General features: G+C 53.2%; 23 protein-coding genes and 2 pseudogenes. 10 read left to right on the forward strand and 15 right to left on the reverse strand.

Features of this window, described 5'->3' with window-relative positions; all coding sequences use genetic code 11:
• Positions 1–31: 31 nt before the first annotated feature.
• Both cas1 and cas2 read left to right on the forward strand, forming a co-directional pair.
• A complete protein-coding gene (gene cas1, locus ACR3ES_RS20250) occupies positions 32–943 on the forward strand; it encodes a type II CRISPR-associated endonuclease Cas1 (protein WP_170429272.1) in 912 nt (303 codons plus the stop codon).
• Complete coding sequence (gene cas2 / locus ACR3ES_RS20255; RefSeq protein WP_480426398.1) at positions 940–1,284, forward strand: CRISPR-associated endonuclease Cas2; 345 nt, start codon at positions 940–942, stop codon at positions 1,282–1,284. Before cas1 ends, cas2 begins: the two co-directional genes overlap by 4 nt.
• A gap of 171 nt (positions 1,285–1,455) precedes the next feature.
• Here cas2 and ACR3ES_RS20260 read toward each other — a convergent pair whose 3' ends face one another.
• The 3 genes from ACR3ES_RS20260 to ACR3ES_RS20270 are packed head-to-tail and all read right to left on the reverse strand — an operon-like array spanning position 1,456 to position 4,489.
• Positions 1,456–2,745, reverse strand: coding sequence for a DUF6522 family protein (locus ACR3ES_RS20260; RefSeq protein WP_480424325.1), 1,290 nt, complete (start codon positions 2,743–2,745; stop codon positions 1,456–1,458).
• Positions 2,738–3,901 (reverse strand): P-loop NTPase, encoded by a 1,164-nt coding sequence (locus ACR3ES_RS20265; protein ID WP_170429269.1) that lies wholly within the window; start codon positions 3,899–3,901, stop codon positions 2,738–2,740. Before ACR3ES_RS20265 ends, ACR3ES_RS20260 begins: the two co-directional genes overlap by 8 nt.
• A gap of 24 nt (positions 3,902–3,925) precedes the next feature.
• Positions 3,926–4,489 carry a MarR family transcriptional regulator gene (locus tag ACR3ES_RS20270; RefSeq protein WP_170429266.1) on the reverse strand — a complete coding sequence of 188 codons (564 nt, stop codon included), beginning with the start codon at positions 4,487–4,489 and terminating at the stop codon, positions 3,926–3,928.
• Positions 4,490–4,575: 86 nt separating this feature from the next.
• Here ACR3ES_RS20270 and ACR3ES_RS20275 point away from each other — a divergent pair, with 86 nt between their 5' ends.
• From ACR3ES_RS20275 to ACR3ES_RS20285, 3 genes and pseudogenes are all read left to right on the forward strand, one after another.
• Positions 4,576–5,439, forward strand: coding sequence for a sigma-70 family RNA polymerase sigma factor (locus tag ACR3ES_RS20275; protein ID WP_170429263.1), 864 nt, complete (start codon positions 4,576–4,578; stop codon positions 5,437–5,439).
• Between the two features lie 546 nt (positions 5,440–5,985).
• Positions 5,986–6,114 (forward strand): annotated as a pseudogene (locus tag ACR3ES_RS20280) (IS5/IS1182 family transposase); the annotation flags it as partial.
• A 1,032-nt stretch (positions 6,115–7,146) separates the two neighbouring features.
• Positions 7,147–7,956, forward strand: coding sequence for a hypothetical protein (locus ACR3ES_RS20285; protein WP_480634743.1), 810 nt, complete (start codon positions 7,147–7,149; stop codon positions 7,954–7,956).
• Positions 7,957–9,054: 1,098 nt separating this feature from the next.
• On the opposite strand, the gene ACR3ES_RS20290 is transcribed toward ACR3ES_RS20285, so the two are convergent.
• The gene (locus ACR3ES_RS20290) at positions 9,055–9,180 is read right to left on the reverse strand and encodes an integrase core domain-containing protein (RefSeq protein ID WP_480425520.1); all 126 of its coding nucleotides are present in this window, start codon (positions 9,178–9,180) and stop codon (positions 9,055–9,057) included.
• A gap of 247 nt (positions 9,181–9,427) precedes the next feature.
• Positions 9,428–9,668, reverse strand: a pseudogene (locus ACR3ES_RS20295) (transposase); the annotation flags it as partial.
• Between the two features lie 307 nt (positions 9,669–9,975).
• On the opposite strand from ACR3ES_RS20295, the gene ACR3ES_RS20300 reads away from it, so the two are divergent.
• A complete protein-coding gene (locus ACR3ES_RS20300; protein ID WP_170429249.1) occupies positions 9,976–11,073 on the forward strand; it encodes a hypothetical protein in 1,098 nt (365 codons plus the stop codon).
• A 341-nt stretch (positions 11,074–11,414) separates the two neighbouring features.
• On the opposite strand, the gene ACR3ES_RS20305 is transcribed toward ACR3ES_RS20300, so the two are convergent.
• Positions 11,415–12,344: a helix-turn-helix domain-containing protein gene (locus ACR3ES_RS20305; protein WP_170429246.1), complete on the reverse strand. Its 930-nt coding sequence runs from the start codon at positions 12,342–12,344 to the stop codon at positions 11,415–11,417.
• Between the two features lie 178 nt (positions 12,345–12,522).
• Here ACR3ES_RS20305 and ACR3ES_RS20310 point away from each other — a divergent pair, with 178 nt between their 5' ends.
• The 4 genes from ACR3ES_RS20310 to ACR3ES_RS20325 all read left to right on the forward strand — a co-directional run bounded on the left by ACR3ES_RS20310 (position 12,523) and on the right by ACR3ES_RS20325 (position 15,237).
• Entirely contained in the window at positions 12,523–12,708 is a 186-nt protein-coding gene (locus ACR3ES_RS20310) for a hypothetical protein (protein ID WP_170429243.1), read from the forward strand.
• Positions 12,709–13,013: 305 nt separating this feature from the next.
• Complete coding sequence (locus tag ACR3ES_RS20315; protein WP_170429241.1) at positions 13,014–13,793, forward strand: AraC family transcriptional regulator; 780 nt, start codon at positions 13,014–13,016, stop codon at positions 13,791–13,793.
• Entirely contained in the window at positions 13,771–14,475 is a 705-nt protein-coding gene (locus ACR3ES_RS20320) for a TetR/AcrR family transcriptional regulator (protein ID WP_170429239.1), read from the forward strand. The genes ACR3ES_RS20315 and ACR3ES_RS20320 overlap by 23 nt, the downstream gene beginning before the upstream one ends.
• 444 nt (positions 14,476–14,919) lie before the next feature.
• Positions 14,920–15,237, forward strand: a complete 318-nt coding sequence (locus ACR3ES_RS20325; protein WP_480425521.1) for a DUF3768 domain-containing protein — start codon at positions 14,920–14,922, stop codon at positions 15,235–15,237.
• Between the two features lie 1,175 nt (positions 15,238–16,412).
• Here the strand turns inward: ACR3ES_RS20325 and ACR3ES_RS20330 are convergent.
• The 9 genes from ACR3ES_RS20330 to ACR3ES_RS20370 form a co-directional block, all read right to left on the reverse strand.
• Positions 16,413–17,438 (reverse strand): LacI family DNA-binding transcriptional regulator, encoded by a 1,026-nt coding sequence (locus ACR3ES_RS20330; RefSeq protein ID WP_170429233.1) that lies wholly within the window; start codon positions 17,436–17,438, stop codon positions 16,413–16,415.
• 26 nt (positions 17,439–17,464) lie between these two features.
• Positions 17,465–17,902: an ester cyclase gene (locus ACR3ES_RS20335; protein ID WP_170429230.1), complete on the reverse strand. Its 438-nt coding sequence runs from the start codon at positions 17,900–17,902 to the stop codon at positions 17,465–17,467.
• A 3-nt stretch (positions 17,903–17,905) separates the two neighbouring features.
• Positions 17,906–18,745 carry a carbohydrate ABC transporter permease gene (locus tag ACR3ES_RS20340; RefSeq protein WP_170429226.1) on the reverse strand — a complete coding sequence of 280 codons (840 nt, stop codon included), beginning with the start codon at positions 18,743–18,745 and terminating at the stop codon, positions 17,906–17,908.
• Positions 18,742–19,230, reverse strand: a complete 489-nt coding sequence (locus ACR3ES_RS20345) for a carbohydrate ABC transporter permease (protein ID WP_480425523.1) — start codon at positions 19,228–19,230, stop codon at positions 18,742–18,744. The genes ACR3ES_RS20340 and ACR3ES_RS20345 overlap by 4 nt, the downstream gene beginning before the upstream one ends.
• A gap of 78 nt (positions 19,231–19,308) precedes the next feature.
• A protein-coding gene (locus ACR3ES_RS20350; RefSeq protein ID WP_480634744.1) for an IS3 family transposase occupies positions 19,309–20,437 on the reverse strand; the annotation gives its coding sequence in 2 pieces (ribosomal slippage) (positions 19,309–20,203 and positions 20,202–20,437; 1,131 coding nt in all).
• Between the two features lie 44 nt (positions 20,438–20,481).
• Positions 20,482–20,973 carry a hypothetical protein gene (locus ACR3ES_RS20355; protein WP_480473646.1) on the reverse strand — a complete coding sequence of 164 codons (492 nt, stop codon included), beginning with the start codon at positions 20,971–20,973 and terminating at the stop codon, positions 20,482–20,484.
• Between the two features lie 116 nt (positions 20,974–21,089).
• Entirely contained in the window at positions 21,090–22,319 is a 1,230-nt protein-coding gene (locus ACR3ES_RS20360; protein WP_480424332.1) for an extracellular solute-binding protein, read from the reverse strand.
• A 28-nt stretch (positions 22,320–22,347) separates the two neighbouring features.
• A complete protein-coding gene (locus ACR3ES_RS20365) occupies positions 22,348–23,559 on the reverse strand; it encodes an ester cyclase (RefSeq protein ID WP_170429218.1) in 1,212 nt (403 codons plus the stop codon).
• 524 nt (positions 23,560–24,083) lie between these two features.
• The gene (locus ACR3ES_RS20370; protein ID WP_170429215.1) at positions 24,084–25,295 is read right to left on the reverse strand and encodes an aminomethyl transferase family protein; all 1,212 of its coding nucleotides are present in this window, start codon (positions 25,293–25,295) and stop codon (positions 24,084–24,086) included.
• Between the last annotated feature and the right edge of the window lie 23 nt (positions 25,296–25,318).

A 25,318-nucleotide genomic window follows, 5' to 3' on the forward strand; every position in this document is an offset into this window, starting at 1 on the left:
TATTGATCCGTTTCTTTTCGGGCTCCTCGATTTGGACCAGACTTTTGATATTGCGACCGACGGCCGCCACCTGTCGCGCGACCGGGGATTTCTGAAAGTCTCCGAGGGGGGATCGGAAATTAGCCGCACCCCGCTGGCTCAGATCGCGGCGGTCATCGTCCACGCACATGGCATAACCTGGCCGACATCTCTGCTGGTCGAGCTTGGCGAACGTGGCATACCGGTCGTTCTGTCCGCCACCAATCACGCCCCCGGTCCGGTTGTGCTGCTGATCGAAGGGGACCACGCGCAGGGCGCACGGATGCGGGCACAATGGACCGCCAAGGCACCGCTGCTCAAACAGGCCTGGAAACGGATCGTTGTGGCAAAAGTTAGGATGCAAGCCGCCGCACTGGAGATGGTCGGCGAATCCCCGGCACCCATGACCATGATGATACGCAACGTCACCTCGGGCGATAGTGCCAATATCGAGGCGCAGGCCGCCCGATACTACTGGCCTCGTATGATGGGACCCGAATTCCGGCGCGACGCAGCGCAAGGCGATGAAAACGCCTTGCCGAATTATGGCTATACCGTGCTGCGCGCCGCCGCCGCCCGGGCGATTTCAGCAGCCGGGTTACACTCGACCATCGGCCTGTTTCACTCGAACCGAGGCAATGCCTTTGCGCTGGCCGATGATCTGGTCGAGCCTTTTCGCCCTCTGGTCGATTGCGCCGTGCGTTCACTTTTACCCCAGCAGGGAACGCAGGTGGACAGCACTGCAAAGCAGGCCTTGGCGCGGCTGATCGCAACCGATCTGCCATTGGGAAAAGCCGTTACACCTTTGTCCGTTGCGCTGATGAAACTCGCAACCTCTCTGGGGCAGAGTTTCGAGACCGGCAAACTGGACCTTGGGCTGCCTGCGCCCCCTGACCCTCTGACATTGGCAGGGTTGGGAACATGAACAGCGACAGAACCGTTCTTTCAGGATACCGGCTGATGTGGATACTTGTGATGTTCGACCTTCCAACCGAAACCAAACCGCAACGCAAGGCGGCGACGGATTTTCGCAACCTCCTTCTGGACGAAGGGTTCGAGCGCAGCCTGTTTTCGGTCTATGCCCGGTTCATGAACGGGAAAGAGGCGTTTTCCACCCGCGTGCGCCGGATTGAACAAAACCTGCCGGATTCGGGGGACGTTCAGGTATTGAACTTCACAGACCGCCAATATCGCGATATTATTCACTTCTCGGATCAGGGGCGGAAAGGCCCTACGAAAAACCTCGATCAACTGGTGATGTTCTGATGCGATTCGCGCTGGAAACTCAAAACATGCCCGAGGCAAACGCCATGTATTACAAGCGCTTACCTCGATATCTATTTCAGCTGTTCAAAATTCGCGGTCTAGCCGCAACGCGGTAACCGCGCAGCGCAGGTAGCAGTCCGTAAAACCAAGGGCGCTTCAGGCAAGCCCGCTTCATACCGTTTTATCGGCTGGTGTTTGCGTCGATCCGTCCACCCGATCAGAACCGTCCTTAATCGACTGCTCAAGCCAGCGTACTTCTCGAAGGTGAAAATCCTGATCGCTTTCACCTTCGCGATGCCCTCGCGAAAGGCTCTGCGCCAATTCAAAAAAGCCTTTGGCCGGTAATTTGTCGCGACCCCGGCTCACAACACGGGCAGCAATAAAGGGGCGACCCGCGGCGGCATCCTGGCGCATCGTCGTTTCAAGCGCCCGTGTAACCCGACCGACCGCGCCGGGTGTCCACAGGCCAAGCGCACGCGCCAGCGATCCGTATGTGACGGGAGTGCGGTCGGATGGGAGACCCGAAAGCAGGGCGCGCACGCGATCTGTAAGCTCTCGTTCGCGCGCTAACGCCGCACCGGTTTCGCGCGGTGGCGGAATTTCCCGCGCGGAGCCGTCACTAAGGATCTCTGCGGCCCAGGCACGCCTTGTGGAGCGCATAATGATTCGGGTTTTGCCTTCATCCCGTCCTTCCCCGGCCTCGGTGACGCCGGTAACGTCGCCCTGGCGCAGACCGACGCGCAGGGCGTCAGCCGTAAGCCCCAGCTTTGGCGCAAGATAGTCCGGATCGACTGTCACCTGCCCCCCATCCCACCGGATCACACCCTCTGGGACCATACGGTTCAAAACAGGAGACTGCGGGGCGTCCTGAGAATAAAACGGATTGCTGCCTGCAGCGTGGTCCGTCACATCCACGATCTCTCGGATCTGCGGCAATGCGGCGCGCAGCATGCGCTCGACTCCGTTTCGCAACGTAATCGACGACGCAGCACAGCCCTGGCACCCGCCGGACATCTGCAGATAGACCGCGCCACCCTCCACGCGCTCCGCAGAAATCTGACCGCCATGCGCGGCAATGGATGGGTTGACCTGCCGGTCAAGCAACTCTTTGACCTGCTTGAGCAGAGCCGCATCGGGATCGTCGTTTTCCGATACTCTATCGCCTTCCAAGGGCGTATCGGTTTCGTCGAGAACCCGGCGAATGGCGGCGGCAACGGCGGGCTTCAGCACCGCCCAGTCCGCGCCGGTCTCTTTGCGTACCCAGATCGTCGCCTCGCTCACCTCGATCCTGGCCACCCCCGGTGCCCTGAGAAGGCCTTGCGCCAAGGGGGCCTGGCCCACTTCATCGAACTGGACTGATCCGCCCGGATTGATTGGGACATCCAGGACAAACCCCATGACATCAGCGTCCCTGGTAGAGGCCTGCGCGCGAATGCGCCGGTTGTACGGCATGTTAGACATCTTCAAGCTCCGTCCCCTGCATTTCGCGAAGGGCTTTGAACGTATAAATTCCGGTCGAATGACCATCGGTGAACGCAAGACCCAGCGCGTAATTCCCGACGCTCCAAACACGCGTCAGACCAATTCCCAACGGCACAGTCTCAGGATCGAGCAGGGGTGCACTTGTCATCTCGTCACGGCACTTTGCGCACGAGCAGGCGAGACGCAGGTCTCTTGGGCTCAGGCATTTCTCGGCACCATCACCCCACTCGATTGTCAGACCGCCCTCGTCGTAATCAAGTGCAACAAGAACGTCTGGCGCGCCGTTATCGGCTTTGGCCGGAGCAGGCTTGCCCTTCCCGTCGGCGAGCGTCCAGGAAAATGGCGTCGCAATCCCGCCCGAGCCACGCGCGGTTTGTGTCAAAGCTGCCGCAATACCGCGATAAGCAGCGGCGGCCGGGCTGTCGGGTGCGGCGCGAACCAGAGGCCTGCCGTCATCGCCACAATCAACCACATTGGGGTCTAGTGGCACTTTGCCAAGAAACGCCACGCCCAGTTCCTGCGCGATGGCCTGACCCCCACCTTGATGGAAAATGTGGGTCACCGTCCCGCAGGACGGACAGGTAAAACCGCTCATGTTCTCGATCACACCCAGAATGGGCACATTGACCTGCTCCATCATGCGCAAGCCGCGCCGGGCGATCTTGAGGCTGACATCCTGAGGCGTGCTGACCACAACGGCGCCGGTAAGCGGAAACGCCTGCGCCAGCGTCAACTGGATGTCGCCGGTCCCGGGCGGCAGATCCAGCAGCAGGACGTCCAGCTGGCCCCAATCCACCTGTCTGACAAACATCTGAAGATATTTTGTAACCATGGGTCCGCGCAGGATGGCGGGCTTGTCGTCGTCGGTCAGCATGGCCATCGAGATGACTTTGACGCCGTGCGCCTCGGCCGGAACGACCTTTTCCTCGGGGGACATGGCTGGTTTCCGGGCCGGGATACCCAGCATCCCCGGAATGGACGGGCCGTAAATGTCCGCGTCGACAATCCCAACAGACAACCCGGCCTCGGCCATCGCAACGGCGATGTTTGCCGAAACCGTTGACTTGCCAACGCCGCCTTTACCGCTGCTGATCGCGATCATACGGGGGGCCGGGGCTTGCTCAGGCCTCGTCATCCTGCTCTCCTCAAGTTTGAATTCTCAGGTCGGTTCGCGATAGCTGGCACATAGTTTGTCGATCTGATCCACCGCCAGTTCGGCGGACATACAGGCGCAATACGCCGCGCCGTCGCTGGAAGTGAAATGACTGCACCCGTTGCAGGTGCCGAAAGCCGGCACATCCCGCAATTCAGCAACGGCGATCGCCAACCGCGACAGCGTTTCCAGAAACTGCTTGCGCTCACCACGCTTCAGACCGCCGATGACCCCGATCAAGTCACCGAGCGGATCATCCTTGAGACACTGACGGCCCGCCTGTGTCAGATCAAAATACACGCTGCGCCCGTCCCGCTCTGATCTGTGACGCGTTACCAACCTTTTGCTTTCAAGAGATTTTATGATTTGCGACGCAGTGCCGCGCGTGGTCGCCTGGAAGTTAGCAAAGTTTGATGGCGTGCGCGTGTCACCATTGGCCCGCGCAAGAAAACGCAGACACGTCCACTGCGCCGCCGTCAGCTTGGACCGGCCATCTTCACTGCGCGCCGCGCGGCCCACATGGATCAGCAACTCGGCGATACGGTCAGGTGTTTGATGCTCATCGCTCATGCAAAAATAGTATAGAACCGAAATCATTTTGACAATAGTATCGACGCGTGTTTAGTATCGTTTCGAAATTAAAAGAGTCGGATACTATGAACAAGCCGCTACCAAACTGGGGAAGCCGCGCACGCTTTAAACGCACGGCAGACATGCTATCGGAAGATGAAGAACGCCACCTGATGCTGGCGTGGCAGAACCGTCGCGACGCGCGCGCGCTCGATAAACTTGTGCATGCCTTTAGTCCTTTGGCTGCTGCCGCGGCAAAACGGTTCAAACCGGGTCCCGGCGAGGCCGACCCGGACCTGATGCAACAGGCGCTCATCGGTCTGATAAAAGCCGCAAACCGTTTTGACACGGATCGCGACAATCGCTTTTCAACCTATGCATCCTGGTGGGTACGCGCCGAGATCCAAGACTATTTGCGTGCGAACAAGTCGATCGTCCGGCGACCAAATTCCGCGCAAACCCGCAAGGCAATTGCCGAAATCGCTGCGCTGGAAACAGAGATGGCGGCCGATCCCACGATTGACCGCGCAGAATTTGAGACGCGGCTCGCGAAGGCTCTGGATATTGGCCTTAACCGGGTCGCAGAACTGCGTGCGCTGGCTATGGGGTACGATCATTCGCTAAATGCGCCCGCGCTTGATGACGGCAGCGAGGAACGTATCGCACTGCTTGCCGACCCCGAGAGCCTCGATGATCCGGCGCCGCTGCACGGGCTGGAAACGGCAGCCTTGCGCCGGGAACTTGTAGACGCCCTGAGTACATTGCCGGTTCGCGAACGCGACATCATTATCGCGACCCAGTTGCACGACCCGCCAGCGACATTGGAGGGTCTCGGTGCACACTACGGCGTCTCAAAGGAAAGGATCCGCCAATTGCGTGAACGCGGCTTTGAACGCCTGCGCGAGATCATGATCCGGCGGGAATTTGGCGCACATTACTTCTGCTCTTAGACTTCCACAGACCCTTTTCGAGGGCCTGCTCCGCAACCCTGTTAGCGAGAGCGAAAACTCAACGATTACCGACCGGAGGCGGCAGGAGGGACAATCTGGTTTTCCAGATATTGCAGGACGATGCCTTCGGTGATGTTGCCAAAGGGGGCTAAGAAATGCCCCCTTACCCAGGAACCGGCGGCCCCAACGGTTCTGCAGCGGGAGTTCCTCGCGCTGCATTTTTTGAAATGAACGACCCTTCATCCTGCTAAATAGACTGAAAGTGGCGATTTTCGGCGGCACGAGACAGACATGTGGACATGTCGGATGACGGCACCCAGCGCCGCAGGTCGACCATGTTCTCGCGGTAGATTTGACGAGTGATATCGCGCGCCCACAGGCCTACCCGACCGGCTTGGTGTCACCCCCGGGGTAAAGATATGGCTCGGTTCTTTCACACTGAACGGAGCGTGATGATCAACGCAACCCGATCTCAAGCTGACCGTGCGGCTTTCAGCCTTTAGGGTAAAAAAAGGAAGGGCATGGGTGTCTGATCCATTGCCCAGCAACCGCATTGAGATCGCGTTCTACAAATTGAAGGGCTGGTGCGAGACCGCGACCCGATATGAACGATGGACCAAGGTCTTGCGCTCAGCCATCGCGCTCGCGGCAACAACCTTCATTTTTTGGCTATGAGCCCCGACTCGAACGTCTTTTGCTTGAAATTCTCTCGCACCCTAACGCGACTGAACGTTGCCTCAAGATAGCCCATCTCCACCAAAGACTGGATTACGACACCCAGCGAGATATTCCCGATATTCTCAGTTAAAGTATGATTTCGAACTGTCAAAACATCAGTTGACTGGTCAGGTGTGTCATCACAAATCAATCGCACGGCGCGTAGAACGTTTAGCTCGACATCTGACAAAGAACCCAGACTCAGGTCCATCTCGAGTGTGACCAATAGCTCGCGGAGGCGAGCAAATGTCGTTGTTCCAATTCTGCCGCTACTCATGAGCCCCGGCCTGCCAGATCGCTGGACCGAAAAACACCATTGCTCGGCAGACAGTTGTCACAACGCCACGAGCTGCAATTTAGGGAGCAAACACACTCCGCTCGTGAGAACGATGTGCTCAACGCACTCGTATACGAGTGACTTGAGGCAAAACAAAGGTTGATCATCATGCCTTGCTTGTTGTGTCAACGTTCTTGAACCTGCCACAAGAGGTCACTTTAGCCTCCCGAGCACGGACGTAACGCGCACTTTAGCCGAACATCTGGTCAAAAAACAAGTCATTATGATTGTATGTTTACCCTACGTAATCTCCCATAGCTTGAATAGGCTGCGCGCAACCAAAAGTACTAGACGGTAAAACAGGTATTCGACCGTCGACACAACCAGATCACATGGCTATCGGAAGCTCAGGTTCAACCCGGACACTCTCTGATAGAGCCTGGAACTTTTGTAAGCTCGACGCGCGGTCTCTGACGATCCATCTCAGCCAGTAAAGTCAGCATAATCAGAACTATGGCACTTTTTCCGCCAATCCATCCCAACAGAAAATTTGCGATCAAGCTTGGCGGGATCCCTACAGAACCAAGCAGGTTTGCTTGCAAGACAGCCGAACGGCGAAGCGATCGATTGGCAACTTGCTGCGCACTTGCTTGCGTTAATAACTCTTTGCGTCTAATACGATGAAATCATTTTGAATATTTTTGTGGGGAAAAATGTCCTTTTTAGCTTTGCTCGAGGCCCGAGAATGGCAGGCCGTAAAAGCACACATCCGTCGGCTAATCGAGTTCAGCGTCTTACATGGCGCTGCTGTCGTCATGACACTCTTTGTGTCCTATCCTGTTCAGGAATTCCTGATACGAGATGGGCTTGACCAAGCCTTGTTCATGACGCCTGCCCTTTTGTTTTTTCCGGCTGTTGTCAAAGCCCTGGCCGCTTGGATGTATGGGTGGTGGGCTGTATTATACATTCTGCCGACAAGCGTCGTTCTACATAAGTTTTTTTTGGGGAACCTAATCGAGTGGAACCACTTGGCAATTGTCACAATCTATTTAACAGCCGCTCCTGCCGTAAAGCTCTGCCTTGAACAGTTTGGCTTGGATTTCGAAACATCCAGGGAGCTGCACACATGGAGATCTCTATTTGTCATAATGGTTTTTTCATCGGTGGTGACAGCGAGTTCGATCCTTGTCTTGATCGGTGATCCGAATTCCATCTTAGAAGGTGTACTTTTCGCCTTGCTGTTTGTTCTGGGAGACGCTACCGGAGCGATGATCTTCCTTCTTTCATTTCTAGTCTATTTCCGCCTTAGGGAGAGATCGGTAAATGGCTTGGCCCCCAAAAAAGGCTCAATCCATCCTCACAATAAACCACGGAATACAAACGCTAGCGTTTGGGTGGCTCAAACATCGCGAACCAGCAAAAATCTAGTCTTAAGATGCAGGCACTCTTGTCACGGCGAAGCGCGCCGCGCCTTTTCTTTTGAACATATCCTCGGAGGCACCAGCATTATGCACCATCGGTGACCACGTTTACACCCAACCACCGATAATTTCGACCGCTGAGATGATATACCAGAAGGCGACCGCCAAGACGCATTACCGCTTTAGGCGACGCAAGCAATCAGGTTGACTTTTTAGACACACACGGATAACCGATATATAGAAAGCACCAAACTACTATATAAGAAGCATCAAACCAACCGTGGTGACGTTCTGCCGAACCCCACGATAATTTGCATTGACCGGATGGAGAAAATTTGTGAACTTATTCAACGAGTTACAGTAGGCTTGGTTGACACTCGTGTAATCAAGTCCCTTGTCAGGCTCATTCTGCAATTGAAGCGTCTGGTTCTTACTGAGGGCCGCCTGATTGAAAATCGTCTTAAAACCCTTTGCCGCTGTATTGCAGTGGATCTGTGCATGTGACTGATAATGAAGATAAAATATGGCAGATAGCACGAAAATTACAACCGTGGCACGTCTTCGCGACCTTCTCGCCACTTTAGAACGTGATCTTGGTTTTGAATCAATTTCTTCAAACGAATTGGACATACTTTACGTCGTCCGATTGCTTTGCGATGAGTCCCCAATTGACACAGCTGAGACTGCAGACATTCGTAATCACAAAATAGTGAAGGGGATGAGTCAACCGACCTTCAACAGGGCACTCCGGTCCCTAATAGATCAAGGTTACCTTGAACCTGCTCCGAATTATAAAACGAGACATTACCGGCTTGGCCCTAAAACAGCGGAAGCATAGCGAGGCTACTGTAAAGGCATCTGCCGGACTGCAGGTTGGCCACATCGACCAACCTTCAGCCCAGCAAATTTGCGCGCTAGCCGCAACAAACGAAACCTCGTATAGGTTGTTCGCAGTCGGATCGGCTGTCCAACACTTCCCATGAAGACAAGAGTTGCGACGCTGCCCCACGAACCGGGCCGTTAGGATGGAGAATCCACTACTGTTGCCTTCTTGTGACCAGGTTGCGGTCAAGACCTACTGAGCAGAGCCTTTTTGTATTTCAAGCGCAGCAGGCCGCTCGCACGTCTGGGATTGACTTGGACAACTGGTGCCAATCCTGCAAGCGATTTGCGCGGCGTCTGTGTGTTGTAGCCGATCCTTCAGTCATTGAGGATGTTCCGTGCATGATCAAGATTGCCGAAGATGTTGTCGTTTAAGCGTTCATCTCGCAGTCTGCTGTCAAGTGACTCTACAAAGGCATTCTGCATGGTCTTGTGCAGCGCAATGTCATTTCCGTTCCAATGTCACAGACAATCACATCGGACTGGCTGCAACGACCGATCAGTTCAGCTAATTCACGGGTCATCCGCGCCCCAGGCAAAGAACGATTCACAATACTAGCTAGATCCTTTCGTCTACAATCATCCGCCATGCACAACACGCGAAACCGCTGGCCATCTTCAAAGGCGTCGGACGCAAAACCCAGCTAACACCGTTGATTGGCCCGATTCGGCACGCGAACAGACTGCCTCGATCCGGCAGTGCAGCATTGTCCAGCACCGCATCAGTCGGCGTGCGTTTCAGCTTGGCGTTCCCGTCCTCAAGGGCGCGCATTTTCTTGGCATCTGATACGTTCATATCGTAAACTTCGCTTTGTATTTTAGAACGTCGCGTCGCTGATGCCACATCGACGACACAGCTCCTGCACAGCAACCCCAGCCTCATATTGTTTGATCACTTCAATAATCTGTTCCTCTGCAAATCTGCGTTTCATTGCCCATCCTTTGCTTGGACGGACTACTGCCCCTTCGGTGGCCTGAATTCAGCGAGCGGGGTTAAATGCTCTTACCCTCTCTTTCTCAGATTTAATCTGGCCAGCATGTTCTCCGAAGAGCCAAATCTCCGAAAAGTCTCAAGTCTTTGAGGATGCGCGATGGAGTTTTTAGACGCCGTTGCACTTGAGGACCTACGACAAAGTAAAAATTTTGTCATATTGACTTTTTAAGTCTGCTATGTTGACCTCAAGGACGAAGAAGCTGCGATACCCAAGCGAACCAGATGAAACTGCCGAGGCTGGAATAATGCACGACGATGCGCGCTATGACAAATTGGCAGTTGCAAACAAGTCAGATGCTGTTTGGACCCTTGCCCTCATGGCTGCCGGGGCTCTTTGGGTCGCCTTGGTGGCTTCGACTATCTTGGGGATCGTGCTGCCTTCATATTACGTTTTTCCACTTATTTCAAAATACTTAGCGATAGCCTTGGCTGTCTTTACACTCACAACTGTAGTTCGTGCCGTGCGCGATAACATTAGCTTTTGGTCCACACAAAAAGACACCATTGCTAAGAGACATCGTGGCAATCCTTACGACCCAAAAGGGCAGATGGTTCTCAGTGTTGTAAGCGGATCACCATCTGATGGATATCAGCGTAGAATCCTAACACCCATGAAAAGTCATATAGACTATTGTAAAGCAAACGCTGGCCAATGTACCGAGACTGCAAAAGATCGCTCTCGACAACTGTGGAGAAGCATCACCAAACTTGAAGACCTTGCCCGCCGACTTGCTTCAGAAGCGAAAGTTGCCCCGATCCCCCGCAAAGCGGTTTCCACGCCGATACATGCCGGCAATTTTCTGGCAAGCGCCAACACCCTTGACCCGTTAACCCCTAAGAAGGTTCTGTTTTCGGAACGCATCCACGACGATCTTGTTGATCGGCTTATTGCGGCGGCAAACAGCATACAGCGGGAATCCGAAAGCCGGTCAACTGATATCATTGGGTATTTTGGTCAGGAAGGCAGTTCGGACCTCAAGTCAATTGACGCTTGGGCCGATAATACAGGAAATACGGTTGTTGCCATGTCTCCCGACGAAAACTGGCAAACTATTCAGTCATTCCTTCTCATAGCAAAAATTTGCTTTGTAGACGCCGATCTTATGGGCGACCTGGAAGAAACTATTTCGTTTTGCCTTCAGCTTCGGAATTTCGATCCCAGCGTCAAGATCATTATGGTCTCCAGCCAAGTCAGAGGTCACGATTTGACGGCCGAAAGAGCGGCAATTTGCGATGCAACACTAAAATCGCCACTCACTATCGCTGCGGTAAATGAAGGAGTTTCAGCTGCAAAGACCAACTCACATGGAAGACTTTCATTTGGAAATTACTCACCTATTTGAAGGCGACTTGGGTTTTGATCTGGACTGCTGCGCGGTTGTAAAAGCAATTTATTGGGCACCTTGCGACGAGCCGATTGACCCTGCCCACGCGTTTTCGGCTTTTTGCTGCACTGCACTGTGAACCCAGCGGCTATGCGAGAAGTGTCTTACTTGACCAGTGGTTGTTTGCAGTTCACCAGTCGCCAAATCAAGCCGCTGTTTCGGGCGGAATGGTCATATGACCTTTGCGCTTGGTATGAGGCGCGTTGTTTAAGACCCAAGCATCCCTGCAAGGATCATCGAACGACATCTTTCGCGTTCCGACGTGTCCAGCACCAGAGTTTTGGGACACTTTAAATCGGTTAAGACTTACCGATGAAGCTAGCTGGCGTTGCCCCGGTATGTTTACGGAATGCTCTGTAGAATTGCCTTGAGTCGTTGAAGCCATACTTCTCTGCGATAGCCCGAATAATTCCGCGCCTAGGTGGTGACCGGGTCAGCTCTGAGACGGCGAGTTGTGTCCGGCGCCTCGTGATGTAGCCGGCGACTCCGTTTGTTTGATTGAACAACCGATAAAGGGTTGCGCGCGATACTCCGAATTTCTCGCACAATACGTTGGGGCTCAGTGAGGCATCTTTAATGTTATTTTCAATGTATCGTTGGATCACCTTGCGCCGCGCGCTGCTTTCGCGCATCGCGTCACGGTCTGGCGGCTCTCGCAACAAAGGTTCAAGAAATCCGCAGATACCATCTGCCAGCTTGTTTCCGTCTTCCAAACTGCATTCATCTAAGCTTTTTCGAAGGTTGAAGAGCAATGAGCGCAATACGGCTCCGACTGAGGATTCGATTGAAAAAACACGACTCGGAATGGCCTCACCAGGCAGTTTTCCGAGACGAACGCTCGGCACATACAGAACGAAAATTTCGCTATTTGTTGGGCAATCGCTTAGCACCTGATCGCGCGGGTTGCTTATGTGCACAGCATCCAGACTTTTCGGCTCCAAGCTGTCGCCCCAAGCACAATATTGTCGGCAGCGCTTCAGATAAGAGATTGAGATCAAGTTCTCTTTGTCAGGGAGCGGTGGCCTCAGGCAGTTTATTGGGGCCGCACGGAAATGAACAAAGGTACAATCATTCATCCACCAAACATTAGAACTCAGGAAGAAACCGCTTCTGCAATTTGGATACAAGTTTAATGTAGGATAGTTTCGCCATAAGTTCTGCACGGCATCGATGCGATCTTCTTGGGCAAAACGCACCCTGTCAAAATTCAGATGAACTACAGGTTTCATGATACTTTAATATTCTCTTTTTGACTAGCTTTCAACGCTAGCTGATGCCTCAGAAAGTGTCTGTGACATAGTTAACTAACCGGCTGAACGGCATTGTTAGAGACGATTTGACACTCAAGTCGAGACTTCAGGTCATTGATGTGGGAAGAAACTGTCAGTACAAGTAACGAGTTTAGGATTGCAGAACGCAAGTCATTTGCTCGCTGGCCAGCGTTCTGACGAAATTCTTAACTTAGACTGGAGCCTTGGCATGCTGGCGTTTAGTGATCGGGGAAGTAAAGTTCTTGAAGGGGTGGCCATTTTTGCTTTGATTTCATTGCCTTGGAGGCATTTTAAACAAAAGGGGGTCATGCTGGCATCTTGAACACCTCGGCTTTTGCGAGCGACGCTCTGTTGTCCAAGGATCGACTCGGGGTTCCCACTCAAATGCCGCCCTTTGGAGTGTACGCGAACACGTGCAGCGTACCATCCGAGGACAGGCTCAACTTTTGGAACTATTTAAACCAACCAGCATATTCATTGTGGCCAATCGATGGTGATGCGTCGAATTTCTGCGCATCCATTGCATGCTGGCGTGCAGGGAAAGTTGTCTTTTCGCATGTTGCGATAAAACCTGGTGACGGGAGCGCATATCTATGCAGGCTGGAGCGGATTCCACGCAAAGTGCTTATGATACGCGCGTTTATCCAATCGGATGAATGTGGCCTGATAGGCAACGAGGCAGTGGTTTCCTTACCGGGCGAAGTGCACCTTTATCCTTACGGTCAGAAATCAAGGTTGATAACAAGACATATTGAGCATGTAACCGCCTATGTCCCTTTTGAGATGCTGGGCTATAATCATACCGGTGCGCCAAGGCAAACCAGGCTCGAGGCGGGTTCACCGAGTGCAAAGCTGCTCGGAAATATGCTGGTGGCAACACTGGACAATATTGGCAGGGGAACACATGAGGACGCAGCTCCACTTGGTCAGTCATTTGCTGGACTTGCTGGCAGCTTAATCGGCGATGTCCGAAAGAACTGCAGTGGACACGAAGTATTCGAACGCGCTCGCGGCGCTGCACTCCGAAGCTTCATCCTTGAGCGCCTCTACGATTCCGAGTTGACGATCGACAGGATTTGCAGCGCATTTGGCGCGTCTCGAGCAACCATCTACCGTGAATTCGAACGCGAAGGCGGAATTGGTCGGTACATTCGAATTCATCGGCTTCACAGAGCGATGTTGGATCTTACAATGACTGGTCGTGAGCGCGGGGGAATATCCGAAATCGCCACAAGGTACGGGTACCGCGAAGCAAGTACCTTCACGCGAGCATTTCGCCGACATTTTGGTGCGCTGCCAAGCGATTACCTGGGGAGTGAAGCTGATCGCGATCAACCCTGTACGGCGACGTCAAATCAGGCTTATTCAGCGCCGATCGCACTGATTGACCGTTGGCTTTCTGCGTGACTCGCAAACCAGTTTCGGCACGGAATTTCTTGACCATGATGTTCAAATTGACTGCTTTCTACTAAACTACTTCTATCGAGACCAAATCCAGGATCTTAAAATGACACAAAGATTCAGCGCAGTTCTGGATGAGAAAATGCAGAACGGAGAAGTTGACCATATTCTCGACACCGCTGAGCAATTGGCCCGTCGAGGTGGCTATTTCAGTTTCCAAATCTGTGATGTGGCCAAAGCTTCAGGGATTCCGGAACTGGCAATTCAAGCGCACTTTGATAGCAGGCAAGACTTGTCTGTAGCTTTAGTCAAAAGGTACACAGCCTCGCTGATACGCGCATTGGGATCACCAGAACAGGCTAAGCCACTGGATCATCTTATTAATATCTGGGGTCATGCTGCCCGCCAGGATGGGCAGATGTGTCTGTGCACTCTCTACGGAGCAGAAATCTCTGCGCTCCCTCCGGCCGTGACCAAAGCGACGAGAGCCTATTATCAGTCGGTATCAACGTGGATTGCCGATGCGCTAAAGTGCGATCACAACGACGAACACGCAGATGCTGTTCTTGCCATTTTGTGCGGCGCTTTGCTAACCGTTCGATCTCTTGACCGGCCAAACGATTTTGAAAAGATTGCACACTTGCTTGTTCAGCCTGTGGAAGCGTCCTGCAGTAGAGCGAACTCCTAACACCTTTGTTAACTTGGCGTGTTCGTTGCGCGGCACCCAATAGCTGGCGAAACTGGCATAGGCACGGGGGGGTGTCTCGTATTTACATACCCTTTCTAGAATGTTGAGTAACCGAAAAGAAACAGGGTGTTTCCGATCGGCCTTTCACGTCAGAGAAAACAAAAGGGGAACCATCGAAACGCGAGACAACACAACCTCAAGAACTGAGACACACGGTCAAAGACAGAAATACGCAATTGCTATAAAGTCGAAGACTGCCAATCTCACAATGTGTGGTGGCTCAATAATCTGGATAGAAAGCCACAACTGGGGCGAATATTAGGTGGGGAATTAATGAGATCAACTGCAAACGCAGCCGCTCGTCGGTCTCAATACAGGTATTGCTGCACGGAACTGGCACAGATCGCCGAACAGAACGATCTTTTTAGATCGTCTTGGCCGTTGATGCCACAGTTGGGCCGCATCAAGCTCTCTGAGGACATCTCCGCCCAGTCGGGGGAGTTTCAGATTGCTTGCTTGGAAGCTGTCAGGGCTTACAGCGATTTCTCCTCAGACAACGATCCACATGGGACGCACGAGGCGGGGTCATTTGAGGTGTTCGGGAAAACCCTCCGGTTTGAGATTGTGCTGTATGACGCAACATACGCAACCGAGGCGGCGGACCCTTTGGATTTGGAGAAAACGAGACGAATCTTGACGATTTATTCCACTCAAACGCCCGACTCGATTGGTGGAAAAGTCTCAAGGCTCGATCCGATCTAATTGTTATCGAATCCGTTTCTCTCTTAGTAGCATCAAAGGCCAGTATCACGCGAAGCACCGTGCGTGATCGAACAGCGGATCGAAGAATGGACCGAAACACTCGCTTCAGCCTGCCTGCCCGGCGCTTTGCCGTACAGGCCGACCCGCTATGTCAGGTAATTGCGAGGGACAGAGGCAGCTACCGCCTGAGGCAAAGCAGAGCGAAACAGCTCAAAGACAACTGCTAAAATGGAACTCTGCTTGATCTTGCCGGACCATGGCGCCTTTCTGGTCTCGAATGTCGGGTTTTTTGAGCTGTTGATACAGATTGCGCAGTACACACTCCGTTCTTGATAGTACGTGAATGAGGCATCCAGTTCATTGATGCAGGCAGTTTCGATATAATTCAAGTTTTGCACTGGCACTCCACTTCCTCGGTGCAAACGACCGAAAAAGCTGGACTAAAAAAGTCTACTTGACTTACCTCCATAGGATTCCAGAGCATAGTTTGAGATTGCAGAGCACCTGTCACCTCAAAGTGAGTCAAGCAGGCACCTGATTAATAGAATTGAATTTGCACCGGCGGCGCAAAGACATTCAGCTTACGCCCCAAGGGCACGCAAGGATCACCTCACTCAATCATTATAAATTCAATTTGACTATTTATTGAGATTCGTCTAACGTGATCCACGGTGCAAAGTACTGCCACTCACACCGTGAGAAGGACTGGCCTTGACCCCCTCGGTCAGTCCTTCTCCATCATTGTATGCTCTGGCTTCCGAACTGGTGAATGAGCAGAACCGCGGCGGCGACGTCTGAGACAATGAATGGACGCCACGGCCCCAAACCATGTTACCCGCGGGAGAAGCGTCCAAAAAAGACGGGCGGGTTGCTGGCGCGCTTGCCAATCCAAGTTCGGTGTCAACACCAGCGTGGCCGGGCCGGATCGCAACCGGGGTCGGTTTTTCGATGCGATCCGTTGTCTGAACAAGGTACGCCTATCCCGACTTTCGGCTTGCCATTGAGACGCTGCGGTCCGTCCCGTCCTTTAGGACATTCGCTGCACTTGCAACGCTTGGTTCGGATTCAACGCGTGGAACACGGACTGGGTTATTGTGTTTCCTTCACATTCAAAACTCAGAAGGAAAAGGCACCTTCATTCGATGCCAAAAATCAGGATACATGTCCCGTGCAGTTCAACCCCGCGATTTGACGGTCTGCCTTTCAATCAACTTTGGCGCCAATGCTATGTTCTCGACCTCGGTGGTTTTGTCCCCGACCAACTCGTTGATCTGGCGCACTGCGTTTGCAACCATCTTGTTAACGGGCTGTCGCAGTGTAGTTAGTGAAAACTCAGGCATGGCGGCCATCGGGATGTCGTCGAACCCAATAACAGAGAGCTCGTCGGGAATACTGAAATTCAACTCGTTCCGCAAAATGCTGATCGCTTCGATGGCCATGTAATCATTCAGCGCAAAAAGTGAATCTGGGTGGGCCGTCTCCGGGTCGCCAAACATCCTTCTGATTGCTTCACCCGTTCGCTGAAGATCAAAGTGACCAACTTCATGTGCATAGAGGCTGTGACCATTCTCTCTCAGTTCGGCTTCAAAACCAAACTTTCGATCCCGGCTGGTGGAAGAGCGCTCCCACCCGGACAGCAGTGCAAGTCTTCGGTGACCCGTTTCGAGCAGATGCCGCGCAGCCATACGTCCGCCTGAAACATTGTCTGTTGTAACGCTGGCAATACCATCATGTTCTTGAAAACGATTGAACATCACGACAGGGATATCGCGTTGAGAACAGAATTTAACCAGGGTTGAAGACAACTCGACAGATGCCGTGATGATCCCATCGACCTGATACTCCAACAATTGGGATACGGTCTCTTCGACGCCCTCATCTGTGCTGGGCATCATAAAAACGAGCGCGTGGAACCCGGTTTTTTGGAGTTCAATGCAGAGTTTCTCAAGCGCGAGCGCATAGAACTGATTGTCCAAATAACTAAACAACAGCGCGACTATGTTTGATCTTTGTGTAATGAGCGATCGCGCGATCGCATTGGGGCGATACCCCAACTCGTCCGCGGATTTAAGGATGCGTTTTTTTGTTTCAGGGGAAACGCCCGATTGGGTCGGCGTGCGGGAAAAAGCCCGGCTCACCGCAGATTGAGAGACGCCAGCATGGCGCGCAACATCAATTGAAGTGACCTTGGATTTTTTCAATGGAACTCACGCCAACCCGTTTTGCATTAGCTTTTCTTGACAGCTGCCATCAGATCAACACCCAATTGCTTGAACGTGTCGACGTGGTCAACCATTACCCAGTTTTCTTTCAGTTTACCATCGACCACCAGCCAGAAATCCGAGAAGCGCATCTTTACCGGTAGACCAGTGGGCGGCAGACCCAGATATTCACCTCTTTGGTGGCCGGTCAGGTATCCGGTCCCTGCAATCCAGTTCTCGTTGGCGAACTCGATCTCGTGGCTGACATGATAGTCGGGAAACGCTTTGTAGAATTCGGCAAGAACATCATATTTGAAGCGTTCGCGTCCATGGATGTCGCCAAAACCCGGCGGTCCGTGCCAGATCATATCCTCATGCCAATACTGATCATGCGCATCAAGATCCTGCGCGTTCAGCGCGACATACATATCCTGAATAAGTTTGAGGTTGGATTCGGCAGTCATGTTTCATCCTTTCACTGCACCTGCGGTCATCCCAGACACGATCTGTTTCTGGAAAACGAAAACCAAAATGATGATGGGTATGGTGATCGAGACAGCCCCGGCGATCCCGTGCATCAGCCGCGCGAGGCTTTGGTTCTGGCCCATGTAACTGCCAAGAGACGCGGTCATGGTGGCCATATCGCCATTCATAAGTTGGCTGGAGATGATGAAGTCGTTGTAAGCCAGCAGGAAGGAAAACAAACCAGCAGTCACGATACCTGGCCACATGACGGGCACAATCACACGAAAGAAAGCCTGCCACCGATTGCACCCATCAACCAACGCAGCTTCGTCCAATTCCTGCGGAATATTCATGAAAAACGCCCGCAGCATCCAGATTGTAAACGGTTGGTTTATAGCGACAAGAACGATGATGAGTGTCTCGTATCGGCTCCAGATTCCCAGCTCGAAAAAAGCTGGACGATAGGCTGTCAGCAACACAACATGCGGCATTGCGCGAAACACCATGGCGGCCATCAGCAGCCAAAACCCAAGTGAGCCTCGGTACCGCGATAGTGCATATGCCGCCAAGCAGGCGATCGTAAGTGACACAACAACGGTCGAAGCAGTCACAATTGTCGTGTTTATTGCATACTGCCAGAATCCGTCTTCGACCCAGATGTATCTGAAATTCTCCAAGGTCATTGGAGCCAGCAGTTTTGGCGGTGTCGAGAACGCATCTACGGGTTTGCGCAATGAGATGATGAACATCCAAAAGAACGGCAGCAGCGCGGCAAAGAACCAGAACCAAAGGCCAAGGTTGATCGATACTCGAGAAGCTAGGTTGAGTTTCGCGGGTCTCATTTTTCGGCTTTCTGATCTTTGTAGGTCCGGATCATGATCGGTATCAGCAACACAACGACCCCAGCCACTGTCAGCACGGCGTACGCCGCGGCCTTGTGGATATTTCCCTCAAAAACAAGCGTGTAGTAGGTCAGATACTGTACTGAATTTGCGAAGACACGCGAACCGAAGACCAGAACGGGCTCAAACACCCGGTAGCTATCCATCACATGGATTAAGGTGATCACGGCAAACAATGGAGACAGGTGAGGGATTACGACATATCGAACGCGCTGCCATGGCGTTGCGCCGTCTATGATCGCCGCTTCAAGCGGCTCTTCCGGTACCGTTTGCAACCCTGCATATAGTATGATGAATGCGAAGGGTGCAGCAAACCAGACCCCGTAGGCGATGATCACCAGCCGTATCGTGACCTGATCGGCAAGAAAGTAGAATTTGCCGAGGCCCATGGCTTCTAAGGTCGCGGCGATAACACCGCCATCAATGAATAACCAATAGACCGCGAGGGACGAAACTACCGGAGTTTGGACCTGTCGCGTTTTTGTGCCGCTCCAAGTGCTCGTTTAAACCACTTTCCATTCGAAGGCGACGGGACTTTTCCAGCCCAGTGCTGAGTGTCGGCGGCGCGGATTGTAGAAGCCGTTGATGTATTCGAAGATGGCCGCTTCAGCCTGCCGTCGGGTTTGCCATGACCGCCGCCAGATCAGCTCAGCTTTGATCGTTTTGAAGAAGGTCTCGACGGCGGCGTTATCATAGCAATTGCCTTTGCCGCTCATCGACACTTTGAAGTCATGTTGGCGCAGGATCTTCTGATAATCGTGGGAACAGTATTGGCTGCCACGATCCGTGTGGTGGATGCAGTCCTTCGGTGGTGATCTGAAGGCGATAGCCATTCTCAGCGCCCTGATGGCCAGGTCTCGCTTCATCCGATTGCTAACAGCCCAGCCAATCACACGGCGGGAATGCAAGTCCAGAATGACGGCGAGATAAAGCCAGCCTTCACGGGTCCAGACATAGCTGATGTCACCAGCCCATGTCTTGTTCGGCTGATCCGCTGTGAAGTCCCGATCCAGTAGGTTGGGCGCGATATTGAACTTGTGATCGCTGTCTGTCGTGACCTTGTGCTTGCGTGTTCTCAACACGGATATGCCGTTCTGGCGCATCAGGCGACCAACGCGACGATGCCCCACAGCCAAACCAATTTCCTTCAACTCTTCAGTCATGCGCGGCCTGCCATAGCTGCCCAAACTGAGGCGTGACTGTTCTTTGATATGCGCCAGCGTGACCAGATCAGACCGCTGTCTGCGACTGGCAGGGCGGCTGCGGAAGGCACGCAGACCGCGTGCGCTGACACCGACGACATCGCATAACCGGTTGGCTGGAAAGCTGGCTCTGTGTTCTTCGATAAACCTAAATCTCATTGCTTTAGGCCCGCGAAGAACTGGGTGGCCTTTTTTAGGATTTCCTCTCCTCCTTGAGGAGCCGGATCTCCCGTCGAAGTCGCTCATTCTCTTGAGCGAGGCTCAAATCCTCTTTGGAAACCACGTCTGTATCTCGGTGCGCTGTGATCCATTTGTTCAGCGTGGACATCCCGACACCTAGATCATCAGCCACCTGCTTGCGTGTTAGCCCACTGGTCAATGCGATACGCACCGCATCTTGCCGGAATTCGGCCGTCCGTTTCAGTCCCATAGTCAGTCTCCTTTGCTGCAGTAGATGCTATCAAAGGAGCGGCATCAAACCGTGACAGGTCCAGTTACGATCATTGGCAGAAGCGTCACAAACACAACCGAGCCGCGCAATTGCACCGTTACTCGATTGGTTGCAAGGGCGAGACCGAATCCCAGGATCAGTATGATCGGTGTCGTCACAAAGGTATAAAGAAGCGTGAATTCCAGCGCGGACCAGAAATCTACATCACTGATTTCTCGATAAAGCGCTTTGATGAACTCTCTGGGGCTTTCTACTTTGGTCCTATCGATAGAGGCCTTAAGACCCTCCACATCGATAGCATTCTCTAAGTTTTGCCCACCGACATATTTCCAGACTTGTACTGGATTGCCGTCAGCATCCAACACCGACTGCGGAACCATTCGGGTGACTTCCCGGGTTTGCCCGCCGAACAGAGGCACCTCAGTCTTCACCTCTTTCAACTCAGTTTGAGTAAAGGATTGATACACTGCGAGATAGACAATCGCGACCAGGGGAAGTGCGATAAGCAGCAGCATTGACACCAACGACGGTGCAACGAACGAAAAGAAGGTAGAGCGCTTCACTGAACTATCCCGTCAGAGGTTTGGTGCCAGCCAAAATTGGTCGACGTAGCTGGCACCAGGGATTTGGCCTATTTCAAAAGGCCCTGATCACGCGCAGCGGCGCGATACGTCTTTGTTGCATCGGCCAAAGAGTCTTCGGCACTTTCTTTACCAACAATAAAGTCCGCGATGTTCTCACCCAGGGCTGAATGCGCCAGGGCCGCTTGCGGGTTCATCGGATAAGGGGGGGCGCCCGCAACAACCGTGTCAGTGATGGCCGTTGTGTATTGGCCTGGCTCATAGGCCGACCGAATCCAGAGGGTTACATCGTTGTTGTCTTTGACCGTTTCAGCCCGCATCGCGTGCATCAGAACTTGGAAGGTTAGATCTGGATCACCATCGAGGTTCTTTGGCATAACATAACCGTCCCACCAGAATGTCGATGCAGGAGCCCCGCCTTCAACCATAACGGGCGATGGAGCAAACCCAATCTTACCAACCACGGTGCTTTCGTCGGGATTGTCCATACCCGAGGCTTCATTACCCCACATAACAGCCATCGCCACGTCACCTTGCTGCAACTGACGCTTCACGTCACCGAAGTCCATCGACATCGAATTTGGCGACATGTATTTGTATAGCTCGCCCATTTTTTCCAACGCAGCGATCGCCTCGGGCGTTTCGAAAGTAGAGTCGGATGTCTCTGGATCGAACAGTGTGCCACCATTCGCCAAAAGCATATTGACGTACTCGTTTGCCAACTCCCAGCTGTTGCCAAAGGCAGCACCATACGGGTGTTCGATTCCGGCTTGCTTGAGCTTCTCGGATGCCTCTATAACTTCGTCCCAAGTCGTAGGGACTGCAATGTTGTTCTCTTCAAAGATGTCCTTGCGGTAGAACAGGTGTTGAGCGTTGACCATGAAGGCAATCGCCATAATGTCGTCACCAAAACGGATCAGCATCCCGTCTTCAATGTCATATTTGTCGCGGTACTTCTCGACCAGGTCATTCAACGGGCGAAGTTGTCCCTTAGCCTGAAGCAGAGTTATCGAGCTATTTGCAACAGCGGCTGCATCCCAAGGAGATGTTGAGGCTTCAAACGCTTTGTTCGTTTCTTCTTTGTGATCCGTGGTTAGCTTGGTTTCGACGACAAGACCGTCTCGCTCACATGTTTCCATTTCTGCAGCCAGAACTTCCAGCGCTTCGAAGAAGTTGGACAGGACATTTACTTCGCCCGAACCTTTGATCGTGCATTCGGCCGAAGCCGCAATCGGGCTCAGCCCGATGGCCAATGCTGGCAGTATGTGTTTCAGTTTCATATCAACCTCCGTGTTGCCGCTGCCGCGGTTAGGTGTCGCCCAGAATCTGCATCAAAATCCCGAACTCATTGAAAACAGTCCATTCTTTCTGGACCTTGTTGTTATGAATATGCCACTGAGTGATGCCCCAGATATGAGCTTCCTTGCCGGTGGGTTCGCCGTATGGACCGTTCCCCCGGTGCGCGCCGACGCCACCCCAGCGAATTGAGACGAGATACCCGTCTTTGGCATTGCCCATCCAATAGATGTCATCGACGGCCATGCGAATGTTCGGGAACATTGCGACCATCGACATTACATGTGAGCGCATCTGGCCTACGCCCCGGTAAACCCGACTGGTTGAGCCTTCGAAAACGATGTCTGGTGCATAGACCTGATCCATCGCTCCGAAGTTCCTGCGGTTCCAGATGCTCTCAAACGCCGCTTGAACGAATTCACGAACGTTGCCGTCAACCACATCCGGGATCGCCTGGCGCTCCGGGAAGGCCTGCCCGTCCAGGCGCTTCGGGTCACTTGCAGCAAAGTTTGGTGCAAACGGGCCTTGCGGGCGCTGCGAGGCAATGCGCTTGGCCATTTCACCCACGTCAAAGCCCATCTGCTGGATCAGGGCGGCAGTGTCGTAGGCGACGTGTTCGTCATAAATTTCATTGTCGCGAGCAACGCAATTGGCGATGCAAAATAACCGCAGAGGGCGATTGGTAGGGGGGCCAAAACGAGAAAATCCCGTATTCGTCCCCATAATCATCGTGCGATGCGAGGTGTGAAAGCTCACATCATCGTTGCCAGCCCATATCACTTCATCCGCAACAAGGCGTACATCCGGAATTGCATTATTGGTATGAACGGTGTCTGCGACAATCTTGTCGCGGCCATATTGAAGGCCCACATCATCCCAGACGCGGCAGTCATGGCTGTAAGTGTCATAGATACAGCCGATGTCCTTCTCCTCCCAGATTTGGTGGGTGATCCGGACGATGTAGTCGACGATGTTCTTATACTTGTCCTCAAATCCGCGCATCGAGTGCGTAGCAAGGTGATCGGGCTCCCTGCCAAGAAAATCCTTCGTGCCGCCGCGACGGTACTCTTCCAGCGAGATCGAATAATCCGTTGGCATGTGCTCGTCTTTTAAGGGGCTAAACCGAATATGCGTTACCTTGTTGGCGTTCTTCACTTCGCCACGCACCGGCGGTTTCACCGACGCGGCTGCGGAATCTTCGGGGAGTTTACTTTTCTGTGTCACGGAGGCCTCATGGATATCATTTCCGCATACGTATGCGAAACAAATCTGTAGTGAATATTTGATTCTGTCAAGGAAGCCTTGCTTACATGCGGTGACTTCAGCGAATACCTAATAAAATAGCTCTCATACTTTCATTGAATTCTAAAAAAGTTCGCATACCTATTCATTGAAATTTTGAGTCTTTGAAATGACCCGACTTCAAGACTAATGGTGCTTTGGCTGGTTCAGCGGAGCGAATGGCTCGGGGAGGTTGTCACCCATGACGAGGTGGAACCCGAGGTAATCTGCTGTCTGGTCGGGTGTGATTCCCGTCCTCATCAGTAGATCTGCAGCATTTTGCCGCCAGCGCGCCGATCTTTGCAACTCTAGCGGAAACGCAGCGGGAGGCTGCAAGCCCACAGTTGCTGTGACGCCCTCAATCGTGGGTCAAATCGCAAAATCGCCCATCCAGAGTTACGCATGGGACCTGCTGCCCAGCAACCCTAGCACCGAAGCTTGAATTGACAGTCGAGACGCCCCCCGCACTAGCCGGTCCATGCCTCCGGGCCCGCCGGTACGCTTAGGTTTTTCCCACGTACGATGTCGCCCTCTGCGTCGTACATCGGCAGGCTGCAGAGCTGCGCGCTGTACATCTTGCCGTTCGCTCCAACCACTTCCACTTCTGTGCCAGGGCCTATGTCAGGATCATCCATGCGCACAAGCGCAACGCCACATTCCTGATAAGGTGACCAAGTCGAGGAGCATACCTGACCGACAATGTCCCCGCCAATCGAGATTGTCCGTCCTCGCTCCGCAATCCCACCGCGCACGCGCATCCCAAACGTACGCGAGCGTTTGTCGGCCTTTTCAAGCGCTGCCTTGCCGATGAAACCGGGCTTGTCCATCTGGACAAAGTGGCCAAGTCCGGCGTCGAACGGCGTGGTTGTGCTGTCGAACTCGGCCTGGCTCATCAACCCGGCCTCAATACGACGAGCGCGGAAGACTGGCGTTCCGGTCAAAATCATACCGTGCTTCTGGCCTACCTCCCAGATGCGGTTGCCAACCTTCTCGGCATCGTTTTCCGGTCTCAGATAGAATTCCCATCCAAGCTCATTGGAAAACCCGGTGCGGGTGATGATTACCTCTTCCCCGGCGATCATTACGGTTGCGACGTCGAAGTAGCGCCAAGGATCGGGAAACTCACCGTCAATTGCGTCGCGCAGCACATCCATCGCGCGGGGCCCCTGAACCTGCGTGACCCAGACATTCGGGTCGGAAATCGTCACATCGTATATATGCGCATGGGCCATGTACCATTTGATCAACTCACCGTCAGCTTGCGCCATCCAGAACTTGTCCTCGGCCAAGCGTAGCATGACCCCGTCAGTGATCATCCCGCCATGGTGATAGAGGACGAAATTGTACGAGCAGCGGCCCACCCTGACCCGGCTCACATCGCGGGCAAACACATGGTTCGCGAATGCCTCGGCATCCGATCCGGAGATTTCCACTGGAAATTCGCCGGTATTGCGCAAAATGACTTTCTGACGAACGGCCCAATATTGTTCGTCATCGGTGACATGGTTCAAGCGCTCCGGCGTCATTCGGTTGTTGTAAAGCGAGTATTCCGGGTCGAAAGGTAGCTCCATGTAAGACAACGGATGCGGTTTCATGATCGAGCTGAGTTCGATCGGGCGACGGTCCTCGATCGGGATCGCCTTGATAGTATAGCGTTTGTTCAAGATGCTTCGATGCATGTCCCGTATTCCGTATGCAGGGC

This window comes from Ruegeria sp. B1, from assembly GCF_056535885.1.